Source organism: Gilliamella sp. B2838 (assembly GCF_026536185.1).
Taxonomy (GTDB): Bacteria; Pseudomonadota; Gammaproteobacteria; order Enterobacterales; family Orbaceae; genus Gilliamella.
Genome location: NZ_JAFNOO010000003.1, coordinates 289,563 through 309,009, shown reverse-complemented (window position 1 = coordinate 309,009; position 19,447 = coordinate 289,563). Strand labels below are relative to the sequence as shown.

General features: G+C 33.4%; 25 protein-coding genes and 1 tRNA gene. 6 read left to right on the top strand and 20 right to left on the bottom strand.

The window, feature by feature from the left end:
- Positions 1 to 3: 3 nt before the first annotated feature.
- The 10 genes from J3U63_RS05215 to J3U63_RS13355 all read right to left on the bottom strand — a co-directional run bounded on the left by J3U63_RS05215 (position 4) and on the right by J3U63_RS13355 (position 7,138).
- Positions 4 to 300: a head-tail connector protein gene (locus tag J3U63_RS05215; protein ID WP_267370748.1), complete on the bottom strand. Its 297-nt coding sequence runs from the start codon at positions 298 to 300 to the stop codon at positions 4 to 6.
- The gene (locus tag J3U63_RS05210) at positions 290 to 622 is read right to left on the bottom strand and encodes a phage head closure protein (protein WP_267370744.1); all 333 of its coding nucleotides are present in this window, start codon (positions 620 to 622) and stop codon (positions 290 to 292) included. Before J3U63_RS05210 ends, J3U63_RS05215 begins: the two co-directional genes overlap by 11 nt.
- On the bottom strand, positions 619 to 1,818 hold the full coding sequence (locus J3U63_RS05205; protein WP_065798211.1) for a phage portal protein: 1,200 nt from the start codon (positions 1,816 to 1,818) through the stop codon (positions 619 to 621). The genes J3U63_RS05210 and J3U63_RS05205 overlap by 4 nt, the downstream gene beginning before the upstream one ends.
- Positions 1,819 to 1,820: 2 nt before the next feature.
- Positions 1,821 to 2,375 (bottom strand): HK97 family phage prohead protease, encoded by a 555-nt coding sequence (locus J3U63_RS05200; RefSeq protein WP_267370742.1) that lies wholly within the window; start codon positions 2,373 to 2,375, stop codon positions 1,821 to 1,823.
- A 32-nt stretch (positions 2,376 to 2,407) separates the two neighbouring features.
- Positions 2,408 to 3,565, bottom strand: coding sequence for a phage major capsid protein (locus tag J3U63_RS05195; RefSeq protein WP_267370741.1), 1,158 nt, complete (start codon positions 3,563 to 3,565; stop codon positions 2,408 to 2,410).
- Between the two features lie 227 nt (positions 3,566 to 3,792).
- Positions 3,793 to 4,056 carry a hypothetical protein gene (locus J3U63_RS05190; RefSeq protein WP_267370739.1) on the bottom strand — a complete coding sequence of 88 codons (264 nt, stop codon included), beginning with the start codon at positions 4,054 to 4,056 and terminating at the stop codon, positions 3,793 to 3,795.
- 13 nt (positions 4,057 to 4,069) lie between these two features.
- Positions 4,070 to 6,487 (bottom strand): phage/plasmid primase, P4 family, encoded by a 2,418-nt coding sequence (locus J3U63_RS05185; RefSeq protein WP_267370738.1) that lies wholly within the window; start codon positions 6,485 to 6,487, stop codon positions 4,070 to 4,072.
- The gene (locus J3U63_RS05180; RefSeq protein ID WP_267370735.1) at positions 6,474 to 6,695 is read right to left on the bottom strand and encodes a hypothetical protein; all 222 of its coding nucleotides are present in this window, start codon (positions 6,693 to 6,695) and stop codon (positions 6,474 to 6,476) included. The genes J3U63_RS05185 and J3U63_RS05180 overlap by 14 nt, the downstream gene beginning before the upstream one ends.
- Complete coding sequence (locus tag J3U63_RS05175) at positions 6,688 to 6,927, bottom strand: hypothetical protein (protein ID WP_267370733.1); 240 nt, start codon at positions 6,925 to 6,927, stop codon at positions 6,688 to 6,690. The genes J3U63_RS05180 and J3U63_RS05175 overlap by 8 nt, the downstream gene beginning before the upstream one ends.
- Entirely contained in the window at positions 6,920 to 7,138 is a 219-nt protein-coding gene (locus J3U63_RS13355) for a host cell division inhibitor Icd-like protein (RefSeq protein WP_416381289.1), read from the bottom strand. Before J3U63_RS13355 ends, J3U63_RS05175 begins: the two co-directional genes overlap by 8 nt.
- 136 nt (positions 7,139 to 7,274) lie before the next feature.
- On the opposite strand from J3U63_RS13355, the gene J3U63_RS05170 reads away from it, so the two are divergent.
- Positions 7,275 to 7,442 carry a YlcI/YnfO family protein gene (locus J3U63_RS05170; RefSeq protein WP_267370732.1) on the top strand — a complete coding sequence of 56 codons (168 nt, stop codon included), beginning with the start codon at positions 7,275 to 7,277 and terminating at the stop codon, positions 7,440 to 7,442.
- 192 nt (positions 7,443 to 7,634) lie between these two features.
- Here J3U63_RS05170 and J3U63_RS05165 read toward each other — a convergent pair whose 3' ends face one another.
- The 9 genes from J3U63_RS05165 to mobH form a co-directional block, all read right to left on the bottom strand.
- A complete protein-coding gene (locus J3U63_RS05165) occupies positions 7,635 to 8,168 on the bottom strand; it encodes a Bro-N domain-containing protein (protein WP_267370730.1) in 534 nt (177 codons plus the stop codon).
- Positions 8,155 to 8,442, bottom strand: a complete 288-nt coding sequence (locus J3U63_RS05160) for a helix-turn-helix transcriptional regulator (RefSeq protein WP_065798220.1) — start codon at positions 8,440 to 8,442, stop codon at positions 8,155 to 8,157. Before J3U63_RS05160 ends, J3U63_RS05165 begins: the two co-directional genes overlap by 14 nt.
- Positions 8,443 to 8,453: 11 nt before the next feature.
- Complete coding sequence (locus J3U63_RS05155) at positions 8,454 to 8,633, bottom strand: helix-turn-helix transcriptional regulator (RefSeq protein WP_065569266.1); 180 nt, start codon at positions 8,631 to 8,633, stop codon at positions 8,454 to 8,456.
- Positions 8,634 to 8,736: 103 nt separating this feature from the next.
- Positions 8,737 to 9,525 (bottom strand): hypothetical protein, encoded by a 789-nt coding sequence (locus J3U63_RS05150; protein ID WP_267370726.1) that lies wholly within the window; start codon positions 9,523 to 9,525, stop codon positions 8,737 to 8,739.
- A 342-nt stretch (positions 9,526 to 9,867) separates the two neighbouring features.
- On the bottom strand, positions 9,868 to 11,103 hold the full coding sequence (locus J3U63_RS05145; protein ID WP_267370724.1) for an integrase domain-containing protein: 1,236 nt from the start codon (positions 11,101 to 11,103) through the stop codon (positions 9,868 to 9,870).
- A 161-nt stretch (positions 11,104 to 11,264) separates the two neighbouring features.
- Positions 11,265 to 11,329, bottom strand: a tRNA-OTHER gene (locus J3U63_RS05140).
- A gap of 229 nt (positions 11,330 to 11,558) precedes the next feature.
- The gene (locus J3U63_RS05135; RefSeq protein WP_267347822.1) at positions 11,559 to 12,212 is read right to left on the bottom strand and encodes a site-specific integrase; all 654 of its coding nucleotides are present in this window, start codon (positions 12,210 to 12,212) and stop codon (positions 11,559 to 11,561) included.
- Complete coding sequence (locus J3U63_RS13350) at positions 12,146 to 12,502, bottom strand: phage integrase SAM-like domain-containing protein (RefSeq protein ID WP_416380571.1); 357 nt, start codon at positions 12,500 to 12,502, stop codon at positions 12,146 to 12,148. Before J3U63_RS13350 ends, J3U63_RS05135 begins: the two co-directional genes overlap by 67 nt.
- A 42-nt stretch (positions 12,503 to 12,544) precedes the next feature.
- Entirely contained in the window at positions 12,545 to 14,410 is a 1,866-nt protein-coding gene (gene mobH, locus J3U63_RS05130; RefSeq protein WP_267347823.1) for a MobH family relaxase, read from the bottom strand.
- A 378-nt stretch (positions 14,411 to 14,788) separates the two neighbouring features.
- On the opposite strand from mobH, the gene J3U63_RS05125 reads away from it, so the two are divergent.
- The 5 genes from J3U63_RS05125 (at position 14,789) to J3U63_RS05105 (ending at position 16,932) form a co-directional block, all read left to right on the top strand.
- A complete protein-coding gene (locus J3U63_RS05125) occupies positions 14,789 to 15,256 on the top strand; it encodes an STY4534 family ICE replication protein (RefSeq protein ID WP_267347824.1) in 468 nt (155 codons plus the stop codon).
- A 99-nt stretch (positions 15,257 to 15,355) separates the two neighbouring features.
- Positions 15,356 to 15,631, top strand: coding sequence for a type II toxin-antitoxin system RelE/ParE family toxin (locus J3U63_RS05120; protein ID WP_267347825.1), 276 nt, complete (start codon positions 15,356 to 15,358; stop codon positions 15,629 to 15,631).
- Positions 15,632 to 15,639: 8 nt separating this feature from the next.
- The gene (locus tag J3U63_RS05115; RefSeq protein WP_267347826.1) at positions 15,640 to 15,936 is read left to right on the top strand and encodes a HigA family addiction module antitoxin; all 297 of its coding nucleotides are present in this window, start codon (positions 15,640 to 15,642) and stop codon (positions 15,934 to 15,936) included.
- 123 nt (positions 15,937 to 16,059) lie between these two features.
- On the top strand, positions 16,060 to 16,452 hold the full coding sequence (locus J3U63_RS05110) for a hypothetical protein (RefSeq protein ID WP_267347827.1): 393 nt from the start codon (positions 16,060 to 16,062) through the stop codon (positions 16,450 to 16,452).
- An 84-nt stretch (positions 16,453 to 16,536) separates the two neighbouring features.
- Positions 16,537 to 16,932, top strand: coding sequence for a hypothetical protein (locus J3U63_RS05105; RefSeq protein ID WP_267347828.1), 396 nt, complete (start codon positions 16,537 to 16,539; stop codon positions 16,930 to 16,932).
- A gap of 137 nt (positions 16,933 to 17,069) precedes the next feature.
- Here the strand turns inward: J3U63_RS05105 and J3U63_RS05100 are convergent, their stop codons facing one another.
- Positions 17,070 to 19,376, bottom strand: a complete 2,307-nt coding sequence (locus tag J3U63_RS05100; protein ID WP_267347829.1) for a DEAD/DEAH box helicase — start codon at positions 19,374 to 19,376, stop codon at positions 17,070 to 17,072.
- Positions 19,377 to 19,447: the final 71 nt, after the last annotated feature.

Below are 19,447 nucleotides of genomic sequence, written 5' to 3'. Positions count from 1 at the left end.
CACCTAATAGATAGCTGGGTCACGGTAAACACTCCATAGTGAAGATATGGCTAACGGTACTTCGTTTACTGCATTAGTAGTAACCATTTCTCTGTTCTCATATAGGTGAGCAATATACATAAGGCAACCTGCTTTGATTGCTGGAGTAAACTCCTGTTTATCAAATGATTTACCGATATGCTTTTGACAAGCTTCAAGGGCTGCATCTATATAGATTTGAAGTAAACTATCTTCTAAGGTGTTACTTTCATCAATACGACAATGTAACTTAACTTCTTGTAAGGTAATATTAGTTATCATTTAAACCACCTTCACATAACAATTCTAAATAAGTCCTTTTGGCATCAGGTAATACTGCTTTAATATTCAAATATTGTGAGCCAACTATCAGGTGCTTAATCCGCCAAGTGGTATCAATATCCTTACGGTAGCGAATATAAATTCTTATAGTAGTACTGTTCATTTCTTGCTGAGATAACATAAGCTCTTTACCTGTTACTGCTTTGACCTCAGCCCATACAGTTGCTATGTCTTTCCACTCTTTAATAACTTGGCCAAATGGATCTCGATAGCTCTCGAATTTCTGTAAGGTAATACACTGTCTTAACCGTCCTATAATCATTCGGCATTATCCTTTTTAACTTCTACGGTTTGCTTCCATGCCTGACTAAACTCTTCACCGCCCTCATAAGGTAGTAATCCCTCTTTTAACCTTGCTTCATTAGGATTCATTACCCCTGATTTAATCGCAATGTTATAACTGTTAAAGCGATCTATCGGACTGGTCCGCATTAAATCGGATGTATCAAACTCAATTAGATAACGGCTTTTATCTTCGCTAACATCTATCATCAAGGCATCTTTTAATTGTTGTTCAAAGTTAGTTAGCCATGGCCTTAGCGTTAATGTTAAAAATGAGCGTGTTGCTTCTGAAAAGTTACTGTATGAACTATGCGAATATTCTTGTATAAACATTGGGCTAATATTGAATATTCGAGCGATATCCTCAATTGTAAATCGTCGGCTCTGCAACCACTCAGCATCTTGATTACTCATACCTAATTGCTCGTACTTCATACCACCCTCAAGAATTGGGGTTTTACCTGCGTTCTTTGCTCCTTTGTAGCGTTCTAGTGCGTTTAGGGCTTTTTTGCCTTTTGCATCATCCATCCATTCAGCCATTGAAACATAACCACTAGCCATTAAGCCATTTTTCATGACCGATGATCCATGTCGTTGTTGCGCAAGTCCTAATCCTATAGCTTCACGGCATATTGTCACAGGTGAACGCCCGATAAAACCGTCATCACTCGCATAACGCAAATGTAATACTTCATCTTGTAAGTAATTTTTGACATTGCCGTCCTCATCAACAATCGAATAAGCATAACGTCCATTTCCTAATCGTTTTGGGGTAACTGCATAAGGTGGAAAGCTTTCAAGTCCATTAGGTCGTCCGTCTTTACCCCAATGAATAACCGCATAAGCATTACCCCCTAATAAACAATGTCGCATCATAGTCCGCTTAAATTGATACGGTGTTTGCTTAGTATTTGGCATCTCATTAAGCAAATATTCAACCGGATGAGTTGATACTCGTTCACGTTCGCCCTTTTTATTAAGCTTATAGAGATAACACGGCATAGAAGCAACCGCTTCACTAATTACTGTGACCGCATTCATCACGGCAGGTAATGCCTCGGCAGAACTGGGTGAGACATATTCCCCCGAATTGGTATTAGGCAAGCCAAGATAAGAGATTAACTCGTCTACCGTCATACTTCGCTCTTCTTTCTTCTTACGGCTAAATAATCCCATGCTTATAACTCCATAAGGTCAAGCCATGCTTTGCTTAAATCTGGCTTTAATTTAGCTTTAGCTTCAAGCATTGAGCGTTTAGCGATTTGGATATCACTTTCTTGGTAGGCTGGTATACTTGTAACGGTTACTTCGAATAGTTCAGCAGTATTTACAGTTCTGATACAAGGCTCTTGATTAAAATCCCATGATTCAGTTGTGGCCATAAAACCAAACGACATACCGCGAATATCACCACGATCAACACTAACGAGTAAATCACGTCCTAATTGTGTGTCGGGAGGGGTAAGCTCAAATCTTAGCCCGATATCATCCTCATTAAGAATTAATGTGTTAGATGTTGTCCGACCTAATAGCGCTTTGTGGTCATGTTCAAATAAAGCTCTGATATCAGGATTTGTGCTTAATGATTGGCTAAAGGCTTTTGGCGAAAATTGCTCATAAAATTCACCCCATATTAGCTGTGATCGGCTATTCCACTTAACCACATAACCCACAAGCTTAGTATCATCTCGTGATATCTCAGTGCTTCTTATTTCATATTGTTTCTTATCCATATCAACCTCAAAGGGGCATATAGCCCCTGTTATTATTTATTTGCTGATAGTTCTAAGATTTTGATAGCATTAGAATCAACCAAACCACCGCCTAAATACTTATCAGTGTGAACTTTATAAAATCCTGGTTCTGTAATATTATCTGGACGAGTTCTTACACCTGTTTCGTGGTCTACAATGTAGTAACCTCTTTTAAAATCACCTACTGCAACGACTGCGCCTGTATCATTCATATTTTCCAAATAATGAACAGGTTTACCTAAAAGCATGTCAGGATCGCCCGCTTTTAATCCGTCACGCCAAATATAATCACCATTACCATTTTTAAGTTTTTGCAATGTTGCTGCAGTATTTGAGTTCATTACCCATACAGCATTTTTACGGTATTTCTTTTTAAGTTTGAAAAGTAAATCAATCAAACTATCGGCCGTGATTGCGGTAATTGTCATTTTTTCAAGTGTACCGAATGGACGATCTTTATCTGCTTTTACTACTTGCGGATAAGCAAGGAAACCTTTAGCTTTTTTCGTGCCGTTACCACTGATAAGGTCTAATTCCTCAGTTTCGACAAAAGTATCCTTGATTTCATCAGTTAGCCAACTTAAAACATCTAAATCACTAAAGTCTAAAATTTCTTGAGTTGTTTTAGGATAAGCATAAATTGGGTATAATTTGATTGATACTTCTTCAAGTTTAGGAGTAGCTGTCTCTGTTCGTGCTGTTCCCTCTTCGCCATGATTAACTACTGCACCACCTACCGATACCAGTTTTTTATACTCATTTGAGCCAATTTTTTTGACGGTACAGATAGCACGCATTTCGGATTCATCCGATAACTGGCGCATGATTTCCTTATCTAACTCAGGAATAACCGTATAACCACCATCAGCAGGAACGCCAGTAGAAAGCGAACGAGCCTCACCAGTACGGATATAGTTGCGTAATTCTTCATTAGTGAGTTTTTTATCAACTGGTTTAGCATTATCCGCGAGGCTACGCTCTTCGTTGGCTAAGGTTTCATAGTTTGTAATTTCGGTGTTTAACTCTTCTACTTTTGCCTTAATGGTGTCAAATTGTGTTTTTTCTTCTGGGGTCATACTGCGATTTTCTTGCTCGGCTTTATCAAGCATTGAGCGCATTTCTGCAACTTTGGTTGCTTTTAACTGACGTAATTCAATTAGTTTTTTCATATCTTTATTTACCTGTATTAATAAGTTATTTACAGCGAGATATGAAAGGCTTTTTGATGTAATAGTGATTAAACTATGTAAGGTGCTGCGCTTTGGTTTTAGACTGCCATATCTGCGCTAATTATTGGTTTTTCTATTAACCCAAAAAGCAGTCTAACAAAACAAAATACTATTGTTAATTCAATTAGTTAGGCAAAATTCATCTGAAAGCATCAGAACAAAACTATTTAACCTTTATGATATTTTGGATGAGCTTCATCCAGTGCGGCCCTATAGCTTTTTAAATGCTCAATCAATAAATCAAGCTGATCTTTATTTGTTGCCACTGGCTCATCCGATAAAACATGTCGAACAAAGCCATGAGCATCTGCATAAAAAAAAGCTTCTTTATTTAGAAATTCTTTGTATTCTGAGTTTGTCATATCTCCTACAAATTTTGTAATATCGTAATAGTCGTTATGGTCTTTAATGTCTTGTTGTGTAATTGGCATAATTGCCTCCTATTTATTGTTTGTTGTATTTATGGGTAAATCTGTTATGAAGTTCGTTATCAACATCTAAAGCAGCATCAGGAAACCAGTCATTACATTTATCATAATCAAGATGTAAGTTAGTTCTGCGCCCTTCACTTTGTCTAGCTCGTATAATGACTTCTACATCATACTCTTTCATTGCTGAAGGAAGTGCATTAACAAAGTTACGAAGTGATAACGGATTTTTTAAGTTATTATTTTCGATGAAAGTAATATAAGCATGATATAAAAACCGCTTAAACTGTACTGGCGTTGAGTATTTACCTATCATCATTCCATCTGGTTTATCGGTTGCAAAGAGATAACTACAAAAATCAATTAATGGATTAGTCAATCGTTTAACTTCAATAGCTTCCGATGATTTTTGTTGCTTAATTAGTAGTGATTTAGCCTTGCTATCATCCTCAAAATAGTTAAAGAGATGCCGAATAATAACGGATAACTCTGCACTAATTTTATCTTTAAGGTTAGGATCTCTTTCATTAGCAGGAACAGGCTCGCCAAAGTGAAAGATCACTCTTCGTCTGGAAATGCCTCCATCATCATTACTAAAGGTCATTGGATTATTGTTAATGGCTAATATAACTCCCTGAATCTTGGCTGAATAAGGTTTCTTATATTTTTCATCTATGGCCACATCATCACCCCCAGTAATTGCCTTGATACCGTTACCCTCACCGATATATTTTGCTTGGTCCGGTAAGATGATTAATGATTGCCCAACAATAAGCGATCTTTCTCTTGGTTTTTCTAAGGCTTCCATATTAGCCGATACAGTATTATTCTTGCCTGCTAACATGGTCGCGATTTCAGCAAAAACACTTTTACCGCTACCGCCTGCGCCTGTAACTTCTATGAACAATTGCCAGTCATAACGATTGGCTAAAATCATATATAATGCTGCCTTTATCGCATCCATTTTAATCTTATCTTTTTTAGCTGAACGAGATAGCCATTGATAAAAATTAGGTGCATGGAGTTCTAAGTTTTCATTAGTTATATTATCAATATAATCAACATTATTAATTGACTGTAACCAATGGCTTTTGGCATGGGGTTTAAATGCACGATCATTTAAATCAAAGATACCATTTCTAAATCCTATTAAATTTCTGGCTTGCTCTCCTTTCAACGGTATTTGTAATTTCATGGTGTCAATGGTCGATTTAATGCCTTTTTCAGAATAGTGAGCATTTGATTGTCTGAACAACTGAACTAATTCACGCTTTAGATCCATTTCAGAAATTATCTGCCAAACATTATCCTTATATAGATAGACTTCATTTGTAAGCATATCCAAGGCGAGATTATTATCATAATGCTCTATCAGTACATCAGCTTTCTGGCTAGCTTGCATTTGTGATAAGTCAGGAACAGCTTTTTGTTTAACTTCGGTAAAACGCTCCTTACTCTCTTTAATTGATTTTTTAATATTCTTGTTAAAATCCTGCTTGGCTTTTTCAAGTCCAAATTGTTGTCTATAATCATCCCAATCTGCTTTAAAATCCGTTTCAGGTATAGAGTAATAGCCATTGACTGCTTGAGCTGCTTCCATTGCTTTAGCAAAGCCCTTATTCGGGCTTTGGCCAATATCATTATCACCGGCTATGATGATTTTAGCGGTAGAATTTAGTTCACAGATAGCCTTAGCTACATGAATAAGATTACCTGCATCAATGGCTGATATAACAAGAGACTGATGGCGGAATTCCGCTATTGATATCCCTGTGGCTAAACCCTCACAGATAATAATCTCATTATGTGAGCGTACTTTTGCGCTTATCTCGGTAGGTCTGCTCAGAATTGAGCCGACTAAAATAAAAGCCCCTTTTTTGCTCGAGCTTTTCATTAAGTGTTTACTGCCGTCTGATTCGATAAACTGTGCGCCTGCGTATTCATTATGAAGATTCAGCATAGGCGCAAAAATGCGCCCTTTATCCAGTAAAGGTAAATCAAAGGTTAACCCTTTCTTGGTGAGGTACTCAGATTGTCCTAATGTTGCTTTAGATAGTAAATATTCTACTTTTTTACATACTGGGTTTTCTGGTATGTTGTTATTATGTAACTGTTCAGAAGCTATCTTTTTAAATACGGTTTTATCTCGTATTTGGTCACTCAGATTAGGTAAATTCAAACATTCCGCCACTTTGATTGATGCTTCTTTAGTACTGTGATGATAATAGTTCTTAATCAGTTCTAAGCCGTCACCACTACCACATTGATTACAAATATAAGTACCTCGTCCATTTTGATTGTCAAATCTAAATCTATCTTTACCGCCACAAACAGGGCAAGCGCAATGCTTGCCATTACCTACTTCAATGCCTAATGAATGAAAGATATAATCCCATTTACCTACCGCTTGAGTTGTAATTTCACTTATTTTCATCTTGCAATCTCTTACGTTCTGTCTCGCTTCTAAATAAGGCTTTAGAATCACTAACTAGATCAGAAATGGCGCTAAGGGCATAAGAACGTAGTTCATCATTTAGCTGACTTCCAGAATCACATTCAATCATTAAGAGGATTGAAATAGCATTGGCTTGACCAAGTTTAGAGTTAATTGTATTTATCGCATCTAGTGAGATATTAGCCATTATTATCATCTCCTTTGAAATCAATTTTTAATAGTTCTTTATAAGCATCTTCAATTAAGTCACCTATAGCCCAAATTAAATTGCCCGTATCGCAATGTTCAATAAAAGGCTTGTTTAATCCTTCATCCTTATAATTATGATTATCCGAAACCACCTTAACCATGCTTTGAGCTTGTGCAAGTTTGTCTTCGATTTTATTTATTATCTGAAAGTTATTATTAAAATTACTCATGGACATATCCTCCCCAATTTCGGGAACGTTCGACTATAGGATATAAGTGGATTCTTGCAATAAATATCAGGGATTGCTTACCTAAATTCTTTCTGGCTTCACGTTCGGTTGTTGCCTTTGTTTGTACTACTTGAGCCGTTGATAGGTCATAGAATTTGTATAGTTTGGATTGTCTTGCACATAGGTGTGCGTTATCATAGCGGTTAGCCATAATCATTACCTCGCTTAATGGTTGGGTTAGATCCCTCGATAGTGTTCCACCACTTCGGGGGATTGCTTTTTTAAGATAATTACTTATATAATGGTAACTACCTTTAAAACATAATCTACCATAACGGTAACTACCAATGCAAGATAAAAAAGAAAAAAAAGATTTCGACCGCTCTAACAGTACAATGAAGCATATTCGTTTTGAAGATGATTTACTTGAATTAATCCAACAGCAAGCCAAGAAAGATGGTGAATCTTTTTCTGGTTGGGTCAAAACTGCTTGTAAAATAAGATTGAATAAATAATTAAAATTCCCTCGAACGCTTCCGAAATCTATCCAATTTTTTAACTCTACGCTATTATAAAAACGTGCTTTAAATGCGTGACGCTTTGGCACAATTTCAATGCATCTAGTAAGTTTTATTGTCATTGAAAATTCCTTGTTAATTGATTTGATTGTTTGAATAGAGGCAACTGTGACAGGTTGCCTTTTTTATTTATATCAAAGCCAATTCGGGTTGGTATTTTGCCCATAATGCCCTTTCCTCTGCGATTAAATTAGCTTTCCATTTTTTACAAGCTTCTAAATTACGTCCTCTTCTGCTTGATTCAATGCGATATTCTTTTTCACGTTTTGTATGATCATTCAAGAAAGCCCAAGGCACACCATAAGCACCAGTCTTACGAATCGTTGGAATAACTTCACCAAATACCCAGTTACTAAATCGATAAGCAAATGTTCCTTGTTGAATTGCTTTTCTACTTCTTGAAATTAGTTTATAAAATCCTGATTCAGAAACTATGGCATAATTTGGATTTCCCCTATTTCCGTAACTTAAAGTTACAGTATTCCTTTCATCTTCTTTTAATGACATTAATGCTTTTCTTGAGTTTGTTATTTCCAAAGCTTTAGCAATATCAATAGCAATAAACCAAGGTTCACCCAAATGAGTAATGATTCTTACTTCAATGCCATCAAATTTAATTACGCTTAATTCATCTTGTTTAACAATCATCTTAGTAGCTCCCATTGGCAAATCCTCGTCGTTTAGTCGGTTGATTTATCTTTTCTACTGGTGGCGGATTATCTATCCAGTGAAGTAATTCCACTAAAGACCAACCGCAAGAGTTAGCGCCTAACGATTTTCTTAATGGATATTTGCCCTCTTTCTCAAGTTGCCAAGCAGTAGAACGGGCGATACTAGTAATTTTGTATCTTTCATTTTCACGGACAAGGCGATCATATTGAATGCCGTATTTATCTCTGGTTGCTTTGTGTTGTTCTGGAGTGATTGAATAAGTCATTGAAAGCCCCCTTACTGTACTCGGTTGCTTTCTAAATAGGTTTTAACTTCGGCCATATCGTAAACTACTCGACGTTTGCCAACTTTAATACCTTTGGGGAAATTTGGATCATAACGTAATGTATTCTTAGCACAGCCTAAGATTAACGCTAGTTCATCAAGGGAATAGTATTTTGGAGTATTTAACTGCATTTCTTACCTCATTAAGTTCGTTTGTGTTTAACTTAATGAGGATTGTAAGATAGGTATTTTTTAGTTTTCGGAAAGTTCCAAAATTAGTTTGGAAATTCCAAATTTATTTTTTTAACCAGCTTTCAAGAATTTTGCCTGACGGGTATTTTAAGTCATTTAATTGAAATTCTTTTACAAGTTCACTTTTTTTATTTTCTATAAACTTGCGAGGATTATTGATTGCATCTTCTCCATATTTAATAAATAATAAATTTCTGATAAATTCAATTTGTAAATTTGTTGGGGTATTATCAATTTTAATAATATTATTTGTATTTAAATAATTTGCCTTGTTGTTGTATTTATTTAAACCACCAAAATAAGCATCTAATTCAATATTTCTGCCACCATTTTTCAATAATTCCATTTCATAATTTGTTATAAATAATTGTGTTAAATTTAATGATAAATCCTTTGAAAAATCTATTCGCATCACATCATAATCTTTCGTGTTATTAATTACATCTCTAGTGACTCTCGGTATTAAAGCTGTAGATATTTCAATGTCATTACTCTTTTTATTAATAAAATTTTTATATAAAATCTCAGAGTCCCTAGGAGGTATAGCCAATAAACCATCGATATAAATTTCCCCTGCTTCAATATGATCCCTCGTATTTTCTTCTAGGTATGTATATGGCGTGATGTACCGATAACGAGCGTATTCTTCAAAAGTCAAATTGCTTAGTATTCTGGTTGTACTAATAACAGTTAAATCAATGTCATGAATAGGTAGAATAAAACAAAATTGACAAACTTTTGCATAGCCAAAATAAAGTAAATCTTCTACTGTACAGTTTATTACTTTTGCGGCTTGTTCAAGCGTATAAAATAATCTTTCTGGTAATGCCATAATTAAACCCTATCTTATGATTTGAACGTCTTTGAACATTATATCAATACTGTATATAAAAACACTAATTTTAATACCACTATTTAGTGGAATTTAGCTAGCCAAAGGAAAGGATCTCATTTAGGAAACTGCACGAATTTGGAATCAATTTAATGACATAATTTAATGTTATATATGTTATTATTATCTTTTAATAACACTTAAAAAAATATATATAAATCAATTATATTATGTTATTAGTGTTGTTAGTGTTATTAAAAATAATATATAAAGTATATTCCTATATAAGAGGCAATAAAAAACCAGTCTAGTTGACTGGCTTAATATATGACTATGGCAAAACTAATCATTAACGGTTTTCAAAGCATTACTCCCTGATAAAGACACATTCCCTTGGCTTGCTTGCTCTACAAAATCACCCCACCAATTCATTAATTCACGACGTTGCTCAAGATAATTTGCTCTATTATAAATACGTCTAACTTCGTTTTTGTCAGCATGAGCTAAAGATGCCTCTATCAAGTCAGGATTAAATCCTTGTTCATTTAATGCTGTGCTTGCTAGTGATCTTAATCCATGAGAGACAAGACGACCTCCAAAGCCCATCCGTTTAATGGCCATATTAACAGTTTGGCTACTCATAGGCTTATTAATAGAACCTTTCATACTTGGAAATACAAATTCTTTATGACTAGTTATAGGTAACATGATTTCAAGTATTTTTATAGCCTGAGATGGTAGTGGAATAATATGATCTCGTTTCATTTTCATTTTATTAGCTGGAATTGTCCAAATCCTTTGTTTAATATCTATTTCTTCCCACAAAGCACCTACGGCCTCACCAGGTCTTGTTATTGTTAATAATTGCCACTCTATTAAACATCTGGTTTGTAGTTCTATATTAGCCAAAGAAAGAGCTTGCATAAATTCAGGTAGTTCATTAGGTCGAATACTTGGCATATTTATAGGTGTTGGGCTTTCAAATACCTTGCCTACGTTAATTAATTTATTAGATTCTATTAGCTCATAATTAACAGCATAATCCATTATTTTGTTAACTCGCCTGATTACTCGTTTTATCATATCGAATTTTCTTGCTGCTTTTAAAGGAGCCAATATATTAATAAATAATGTTGGGGTAATATCTGTTATCTGTGTATTACCAAGATAAGGAAAAACATGCTTTTCTAATGACTGCCAACTTTTTTTGATTGTCTCATCTTTATACCCTTGCGACTTTTCCAGTATAAGCCAATCATCGGCCACACTTTTAAGTGTTCGTATCTTTTGAGTATTGATTAGCTCTTTTTCTAATGGATCTTTATTTTGCCTAATTAAATCTCTGGATTCATTACGGAGAGTTCTAGCATCAAGTAAACTAACTTGAGGATAATGACCAAAACTTATTAATGCTCTTTTTTTAGTTGTTGGACGAATATAATTAAAACGCCATATTTTCGAACCAGTCTTTTTAATCAACAAATATAATCCGTCTCCATCAGATAAAGTGTAATCCTTTTCTCTTGGCTTGGCGTTTTTAATTTGGGTATCTGTAAGAGGCTTAACTATTTTTACCATGTTATACAACTCAATGTTATATTCAAACGTATAACATAATATATAACATAAAAGTTTGAATTTAGCTAAATTTGGATGAACTTAGTTGAACAGCAAATTAACTGTAAGGCTTGTTAATTAAAGGTTTTTTGAACGTTTTTAATCTTGCTTGATTCTTGCGATGGTGGCCCCTACTGGACTTGAACCAGTGACCAATCGATTATGAGTCGACTTGGCAAAATCATATCATATAGATGATTTTAATATTTAATTTAACTCATTACACAGGTAAGAGGGATAGATATTGTTTGCAAATCATAATTAAATTAAATTTTTTGTCAAGATCAATATTAACACTTTATTTTATCACCGACTTATTTTACTGATCATTATACTAAATTTTAAAATAGCAGCCTGTCGTTGTCTGATAATATTAATAATCAACAAACCGCTATTTATTTAATAGTGTTTATTTATTATTTTAATTGATTAAAATGCTCATTCAAACAAGATCTTATTTGCTCATGATCTGTCGCAATGTATTCTAAAGTTGTTGATAGAGACGAATGACCTAATAATTCTTTAACTAACGTCACATTTCGATCTGGGTGTTTCATCAAGTTTGTTGCTAATGTATGCCGAAAACGGTGCGGTGTAACTTTTACACCACAAGCTTTTGATAAACGCTGAAAAAAAGAATCTATTCTATTAAAATCCATTTCTTTATAAGCACGAGATTTAGATTTATTATTTTTAAAATGGTAAATATTAAACAATTGCATTTTTGGTTTCTTATTCAACATTTTTAATTGTTTCTTTAATTCAATAATATCCTTTAATATATCATCTAAAAGTGGAATTTCTCGTTCATTATAAGTTTTACAGCCATCTTCAATTAATAACAATTTCTTATCTTTAACATTAATATCACAAATACGAATATGCAATAATTGATTACGTCTAATACCTGTATATTGCAATACTTTAATAAGTGTTATCCAGAATTGTGTAGGATAATAAAAATCTTTTATTTTTTCTTCTAACTGCTTTTCTTTTAAGAAATTCAGACAAATATCAATATCATCTTGTGATACAGTCTTTTTTGCTTTCTTACCAGGTTTGAGAAACATCTTATCAAATGGATTTTTTTTTGTGTAATTAATCCATGATCAATCCCAAATCTCATCATTGCTTTAAAATGCCGGCAATAATTATTCCATGTAGTATTTTTACAATTTCTTACATTTAAAATATAATTTCTAAAACTTGATACTTTCTCATGATTGATTGAATCAATATTTGTAAACTCACTATCAAAAAATCGAGTAAATGATTTAACGTATCTTCGATAATTGTGACTACTTTGACTACGCAATGATTTAAAGTCTAGATATGCTATTAACAAATTTTGCCAAGACATGTTTCCTTGTTTTTGCGTTTTTTCGTTCATTAAAACTCCTTGTTAATTGTTTTTGTAAATATTAATATCCTGAATTAAAGTTAAATGAGGATTATCAAGGAATTTATTTTCAATAGCAAATAATGGTTTGTTGTCAATTAGATACCCTTTAATGAAAGTATGGCTCTTTCTTTTTCCAGAAATAATGCATTTCCAGATGTTAAATCCTTCATCGCTAAATTTCATATGAATTTTTAGAGCTTGGAATTCACGTTGATATTGTTTCCAGTTACTTTCATCATCATTACCATTCATATATAAACTGTATTTTTTAAAAATTTTAGGTGTTACCATAAATATCTTACCGTCCACAGTATGAATACATGCGTTTTGATTATTGACTGGCAGTTTTTTATCAATAATTTGGACTCGAACCCACTTAAAAAATGGATGATTATATATATCGTTATTATCTAATGTGTTAGGAATAGGTTCATTAAAAGTAGAAATATTATTATTTTTTGTATCATCACCTTTTATTAAATTATCTTCTAATTGTGAATTTTCGAAATCATCATGCTTATCCATTATTTGTACTTCAGAGATTTCAGTATTTTTATGCTCATTAGAAAATAAACTGAATATTGTATCTTGCATTACAGAATTTTTGTTATCTACAGACTCAGATACAATCTTTAAATTGGTTTTTTCTTCAACTTCCCCTTCATCGACTGGTATATTGTCAGGTATAGGGTTAAAATCACTTTGTACATCAGCTTCTGTAAACAATGGAGTAATTGACCCTTTGAATGATTCTGGAGCATTAGTTATATTATGAAAAGCCACATTACCTGGTATTCGTATTAGTGTTAATTTTTCAGCAATCCAACCAGTTTCTTCTGATTCAATTTTACATGGCCAGATCGTTTTATCACCGTTTGGAATTGCTATTCCGTGCTCTTTTAATATATTAAATATTTTAGCATTGTCAGCTGGTATTTCTGTTATACCATTTTGCAACAAATTAGCTTTCATTTTATCTGTAAATGATTTGCTAATAACCCAAACATCTTTACCATCAAACCAACCATCACTAGCTTTTGGACCATTCAAAACTAATTCTGATTCAATTAAATATCTTATCGAAACGATCATTTTACTCATTAATGATACTGGTTTACTTAATATTTTTGTTGGATCTCCCCCCAGATTATTTGATACAGAAAACATATCTGCTTTTTGTATAATTTCAGCTAATACGCCAGCTTTTTCAGTGTGACCAGAACATAAACTTAAAAACGATTTAAATAATTCTGGGTATTGTGATAACCAAGTGATACTTTCATCAGGCAAAATGCGCTTAATCATAAGTGTAACTGCACAAGGATGAAGAGAATAATCTCTATCTTTTTTGTAATTAAATCGGTATGGTAAATTTAAATTGCTTTGCCATGGATACCAGATGTTACCGTCATTCATTTCAACATGAACATCTACAACCACTTTACCTATATCATGTAATAATGCACCATAGACAACTGCGGCACTCCAAGCTTGAGCTTGTCTTGGAATATCTTCTGCATTAGCTCCGAGTAAGTATGATTGTCTTAGCTTTAATGCATAATTTGCAACTTCGAGTCCATGATCAATCATACCACCTATGTAAGAATGATGATGTGCTTCAGAAGCTGGAAGTAACTGCACTATTTCAACATAATTATTGATAACATCCATATATAACTTTTTGAATCTCTGTTGATCAATTGATACTCGTTGCCAAATTAGTGAGATAAGCTTTTGCCGTAAGGAAGTATCAAGCAATTCTTTTGCAGATTTTGGGATATACCATCCATCTAATCCTGCGATATCATTGGTTACTATGTCTTCTGGTTTATTTTTGACAATAAATTTTTTTATTAAATGAAACATAATCACTATTATTTTTACGATATCAGTAGTCTGTCACTATAAACTCGGTAAGTCATATTTAATATAAAAAAATAAACTTTTATCCAAAGATATTATTGCGATTTTCTACTCAACTAGTATAATCATTCTGTTTTCAGCTACTTTTGTAGCAAACAACGAGAAGATGATCGTTAATTCTCAAACGTTGCCAGTAAAATGGAACGTTCCTTTATTAAGGTGATCACATACCATTAGCCAACAAACTCACTACATTCGTAGGTTGGTAACATCTATTTGATGTTGAGTTCATATAAACTTATCTTTTACTCACCCATAGGGGAATTTTATCCCTATCGGGCATAAATTCTCCTTTTTATTTACTTATTTTTGGAGAATATTATGACTAACTTAACTAATAACACAGTAACTAAACAATATTTTGATTTACATACAACTGGAATTGGGTATTTAAACCGAATCCGTGAAGTTAAAGTAAAAAATGGTAACCCTTATTTATCATGTACAATCGCTGCACTTCGAGGTAATTGTCAAAACGCCGAATATACTTACATTAACTGTAACGTTACTGGTGAAAAAGCAAAAACCTTAGTTGAAAAATGCACTGATGCATTAAAAGCTAATAAAAAAATTTTAATAAGTTTCTGTGTTGGTGATATCTATGCTGAAACATTTACATACGAGACTGGGTCTAAAAAAGGAGATGTTGGAATCAATTTAAAAGCTCGATTATTGAAAATCTCCAGTATTAAAATTGATGGTGAACTTAAATATTCGGATAAAATCGAACATTTAGAAAATCAAAGTGAACCTCAACAAATTGACGAAGAAATTAGAAATATTGCATAATGATTAATAATAAAAAAAGCAAGGAAACTTGCTTTTTTTAATTGTAAAATCAGTTGCTTTAACCCACTATTTGTGATGTAATTGTTCACAGGTTGACTTATGATAAAAAGTTTTAAACATAAAGGATTACAGTTATTTTTTGAAACTGGCTCAGCTAGAGGTATCAGAGCTGATCAGTCAAGAAAAATTAAACATATGCTAACGTATCTAAATGCAATTTCGGATATAGATGAAATTAGAAATTTATGGCGATGTCATCAGCTAAAAGGTGATCGTAGTAATGTCTGGTCACTAACCGTATCCGGTAATTGGCGATTAACTTTTGAATTTAACGATGGCGATGTATTTATACTGGACTATGAAGATTATCACTAGGAGCATTTATGGAAATGTTTAATCCTTCTCACCCCGGTGAAATTTTATTAGATGAAATTTTACCTAATACATTAAATATGACTATTACCGATTTTGCTAAACATTTGGGGTTTTCACGTGAAGCAATATCAAGAGTTTTACACGGTAAAGCTCCTATATCGCCGACATTAGCTTGGCGATTAGAACAAGCTGGTATTAGTACTGCAAGAATGTGGTTATCATTACAATCGCAGTATGATTTATGGCAAATTAAAAGCAAATCAAACCAACCGGAAATAATTCGTTTAGTTCCGTGTTCAATATAGTCTTAATCTACAAACAACATAAGGAAATATCTATTTAATTGATATTTCATTCACTTACCCATAGGGGAATATTTTCTCCTGTGGAAATTATTCTCCTTACTTTAATTCATTAGGAGAATTATCATGACAATTAATTACATCATTGACTTATTTGAAAATAATTATGGATATAAATTAGAAATCACCTTTACTGACAATAACCAGGTTGAGATTATTAATTCTGAGCATAGTTTTAATTCAATTATTGAAGTTGAAAATAAAATCACTCACCTTCTTGGTAAAATTTGGATTGATGGTGCAATAAATAATCGTCCATGTAAAGTTGAACGAGCATCAATAATAGACAATTCTACTAATAGCATAGTGATTAGTGGCTTAGTAAATGCACTATTAGTTCATTGGCAGTTAAACCAAACAACTAGTTTTTCCGAATTTCTGAAACGCAAATTAATAGCTGTTCGTAATATTGAAATAGATAAACTCATTAATCTAGCTCGTTATGAATTAGCTTTATAGATATTTTACACAACAATACCATTTCCATTAGGAGGATGCTCCTAATGGAGGGTTCTCCTTCAATTAAACTATAGGAGAACAATTATGTATATTGAGAATAGTAGAAAACTCTATCTTAGAGATGACATTATAAAAATTGATAAAGATATTTTGTCTAATATTCAACGTTATGATTTGATTAAGTCATTATCTGATGCTGGTGGTGTTGAATTTAATATTTACTGGTCTAAGATGGAAAATTGGCTGAAAAAACAATGGCAATGTAAATATCAAACTGATTTTTATGAAAAAATTGCCATTCGTTTTAATTCATCCTACAAAGAAATGTTATCATCAGGAAATTTTGAACAATGCTTTTTGATCTGTTTTTTAGAACATTTTAAAGAGTTAGGTCATGATGCCTATTTTGACTTATACTCAGAAGCAGTATTAAACATTGATGGGCATATTATTGATAATATTAATGAATTAACAAGTTAATTATAGTATAAAGACTAAATGTGCATAACACATTTAGTCTTTATTTTATGACTATTATTACTTATCATATTGTTAATGGATTTATAATAACAAAAACTGACATATAACATGCCAGCTTTTATCTTATATCACTTATTTTATACTGCAATTAGCTGTCTTGCTAAAGCCACTTCAATAGATTCATCATCAGAATTAAGTATATCTAATCCTGATTCAGGCATTTCACCTGAAGTACTTTGTGATACTGCTATTTTCTTGGCCATGAGCGCAAGACAACTTGTTTGAGCAGAACGTTCATAGCCCAAAAATATAACTTTTACGTCATTTTTTTGGCCAATACGAAACGAACGTTTGGCTGCTTGTTGCAATGTATATACATTAAAACCTGTTTGTAAGAAAATAATGGTCGGAAAATCGAGTAAATCAAGACCTGTTTTAACAAGTTCAGGATTAGTTATGACAACATCATAATCCCTATCAACTTTATCAAGAATCCAATCCTCCCGCTTTTCTGGCGAAACATTAGCTTTCAATACAGCCGTTTTTAATCCTGCTTGCTCAAGAATTTGCTTTAACCTACCAGTTATGTCTCGAGTGCCGGTATACGTTGCGTATACTAATGCTTTTCGACCTTGAGCTTTTTCAGCTAAACACAGTTCAACTAAATACTGCTCTTTGGGTGAAATATCAATTAAGCAGCCACTATTATCACCATTACTAAATATTGATGGCACAAAAGCTATTTTATCTTTTGTCCTTGGATGTATGACCGTTTCGGCTCTAAAACAGCAGTCTGGCCAAGCTAATAATGTATTGAGAACAACCCCCAACAGAGTAGTATCTTTTTTTGCTAGCGCTTTTCTTAACTCACTTTTTAATGTATTAGATAAGCTATCATAATAACTTCGTTGTTCATCAGACATTGAAATATCAATATATTCTTCAGTGTATTTAGGCAAAATGTTATCTCCTATGTCTTTAAGCTTCAGGAATACAGTATAAGGTAACACATAACGTAAAATGCCTTTCGGTCCAAAACCTGGTGCTTTTTGTGTTCTGTGTGAGATCTGATTTCCTTTAGCGGTTTTATGACTATCTCCGTGTTGCTCGGTATAAACATCTTTAATAATTCCGTGGTCTCGCATAAATTCCATAGCAGCTGTACCAAGTGATCCTCTGCTATTGGGTTTGTAGCCATCTTCAATCACCTTTGAGGTTAATACCCTGAAAAGTAAGAAAAATAAATCATCAGCATATCCGCCCATTAAAGTACCAGTTAAAAGTAAAATTTTTTTAACCTGGCTTGCAAGTACCCCCATTGCCTGACCTTGCGCCGACCCTTGATTTTTATACTCATGGCCTTCATCAACAATCAGTAAATCGAAAAAGCCTTGAGGTAAATACCGTTTGATAAACTCAGTCGCTTGATAAGAACCTTCACCAAATCCGAATTCAAGTTTTGCTAAAGCTTTCTCCATTCTTCGAGCTTGTCTATCAGTGAAGATAAAATCACCATCTTCATTCATTAGGTTAACAAAATCTGCGGAGTTATCCGCAAGCATGTCCGAAAGAAAATCATCACCGAATTGATCTATCAGTTTTTCAGCTTTCACTGGTCCAATAAAAGGAATTTGGCACATTGATTTTTTAACCCTGTCTCTGAAGCTTGAATTCGATTTATTTGATGTTCTCATCAATGTCCATAAAGCACTGCCGCATTTTTCACAATTTCCGCGTTTGTCTCGAAAAATAAACTCATGTAAAAGTATCGGCTCTCCCTCATCGTTACGACAAACATTGAAACAATCAGGGCAAGCTGCACATTCACGCTTGATATATTTTGTAGCAACCTCTCCGTGTTCATCATGAATGTTATGCTTTTGATAAACAGGCTTTGATTTCAATGTATGTCTCCAGTGATAGCCCATTCTCATACGAACACGTCCTAAAACGTAAAATTCTGGCACATCAGACGTAATACCCAATCGCAACTCTTGTCTCAATTTGAGTAACTTAACAAGTGTATCTGGACCGTTTAACACCCATACTCTTGCACCTGGTATCGTTTCTAAAATTTCTCGTCGCCATTTATATACAAGATGAGGTGGCGAAATTATCAGATTACGTCGATACTGGGCTTCATAGTGAAGTACTGCTGCCACAGCAATTGCCATTATTGTCTTTCCAGTTCCCATTTCTGCATTGATAATCGCAGCGGGTTCATTCTGATCTAATAACAATTTTGTAACAGCCTGTACAACATGAGCTTGAGCAGTAAAAGGTTTACGTTTTAGCCGATCCATAATTGATTGTCGTTCAAATGACATATCATCCGGAAGATAGACTGGAGGATTAGATGCATTTAAACTATCCAATAATGAATCTTTAAACTCGTTAATAAAACTATTTAAATCAATTTGTATATTTGATGTTACTTGTTCCATTTTTAATCCTTAAATAAAAAGGGATACAAGCTCCCAAAGGGATTGTATCCCTTATGGGTTAATGTTTAAAT

Bases quoted from the DNA above. Each gene is read 5' to 3' on its own strand.
- J3U63_RS05105 (WP_267347828.1), top strand. From the start codon at position 16,537: ATGTATATTGAGAATAGTAGAAAACTCTATCTTAGAGATGACATTATA.
- J3U63_RS13350 (WP_416380571.1), bottom strand. From the start codon at position 12,502: ATGTCTTGGCAAAATTTGTTAATAGCATATCTAGACTTTAAATCATTG.
- J3U63_RS05210 (WP_267370744.1), bottom strand. From the start codon at position 622: ATGATTATAGGACGGTTAAGACAGTGTATTACCTTACAGAAATTCGAG.
- J3U63_RS13355 (WP_416381289.1), bottom strand. From the start codon at position 7,138: ATGGCTAACCGCTATGATAACGCACACCTATGTGCAAGACAATCCAAA.
- J3U63_RS05190 (WP_267370739.1), bottom strand. From the start codon at position 4,056: ATGCCAATTACACAACAAGACATTAAAGACCATAACGACTATTACGAT.
- J3U63_RS05205 (WP_065798211.1), bottom strand. From the start codon at position 1,818: ATGGGATTATTTAGCCGTAAGAAGAAAGAAGAGCGAAGTATGACGGTA.
- J3U63_RS05180 (WP_267370735.1), bottom strand. From the start codon at position 6,695: ATGGCTAATATCTCACTAGATGCGATAAATACAATTAACTCTAAACTT.
- J3U63_RS05200 (WP_267370742.1), bottom strand. From the start codon at position 2,375: ATGGATAAGAAACAATATGAAATAAGAAGCACTGAGATATCACGAGAT.
- J3U63_RS05120 (WP_267347825.1), top strand. From the start codon at position 15,356: ATGATAAAAAGTTTTAAACATAAAGGATTACAGTTATTTTTTGAAACT.
- J3U63_RS05215 (WP_267370748.1), bottom strand. From the start codon at position 300: ATGATAACTAATATTACCTTACAAGAAGTTAAGTTACATTGTCGTATT.
- J3U63_RS05155 (WP_065569266.1), bottom strand. From the start codon at position 8,633: ATGCAGTTAAATACTCCAAAATACTATTCCCTTGATGAACTAGCGTTA.
- J3U63_RS05170 (WP_267370732.1), top strand. From the start codon at position 7,275: ATGCAAGATAAAAAAGAAAAAAAAGATTTCGACCGCTCTAACAGTACA.
- J3U63_RS05150 (WP_267370726.1), bottom strand. From the start codon at position 9,525: ATGGCATTACCAGAAAGATTATTTTATACGCTTGAACAAGCCGCAAAA.
- J3U63_RS05125 (WP_267347824.1), top strand. From the start codon at position 14,789: ATGACTAACTTAACTAATAACACAGTAACTAAACAATATTTTGATTTA.
- J3U63_RS05100 (WP_267347829.1), bottom strand. From the start codon at position 19,376: ATGGAACAAGTAACATCAAATATACAAATTGATTTAAATAGTTTTATT.
- J3U63_RS05175 (WP_267370733.1), bottom strand. From the start codon at position 6,927: ATGAGTAATTTTAATAATAACTTTCAGATAATAAATAAAATCGAAGAC.
- J3U63_RS05135 (WP_267347822.1), bottom strand. From the start codon at position 12,212: ATGTTTCTCAAACCTGGTAAGAAAGCAAAAAAGACTGTATCACAAGAT.
- J3U63_RS05115 (WP_267347826.1), top strand. From the start codon at position 15,640: ATGGAAATGTTTAATCCTTCTCACCCCGGTGAAATTTTATTAGATGAA.
- J3U63_RS05160 (WP_065798220.1), bottom strand. From the start codon at position 8,442: ATGACTTATTCAATCACTCCAGAACAACACAAAGCAACCAGAGATAAA.
- J3U63_RS05145 (WP_267370724.1), bottom strand. From the start codon at position 11,103: ATGGTAAAAATAGTTAAGCCTCTTACAGATACCCAAATTAAAAACGCC.
- J3U63_RS05110 (WP_267347827.1), top strand. From the start codon at position 16,060: ATGACAATTAATTACATCATTGACTTATTTGAAAATAATTATGGATAT.
- J3U63_RS05165 (WP_267370730.1), bottom strand. From the start codon at position 8,168: ATGGGAGCTACTAAGATGATTGTTAAACAAGATGAATTAAGCGTAATT.
- J3U63_RS05195 (WP_267370741.1), bottom strand. From the start codon at position 3,565: ATGAAAAAACTAATTGAATTACGTCAGTTAAAAGCAACCAAAGTTGCA.
- mobH (WP_267347823.1), bottom strand. From the start codon at position 14,410: ATGTTTCATTTAATAAAAAAATTTATTGTCAAAAATAAACCAGAAGAC.
- J3U63_RS05185 (WP_267370738.1), bottom strand. From the start codon at position 6,487: ATGAAAATAAGTGAAATTACAACTCAAGCGGTAGGTAAATGGGATTAT.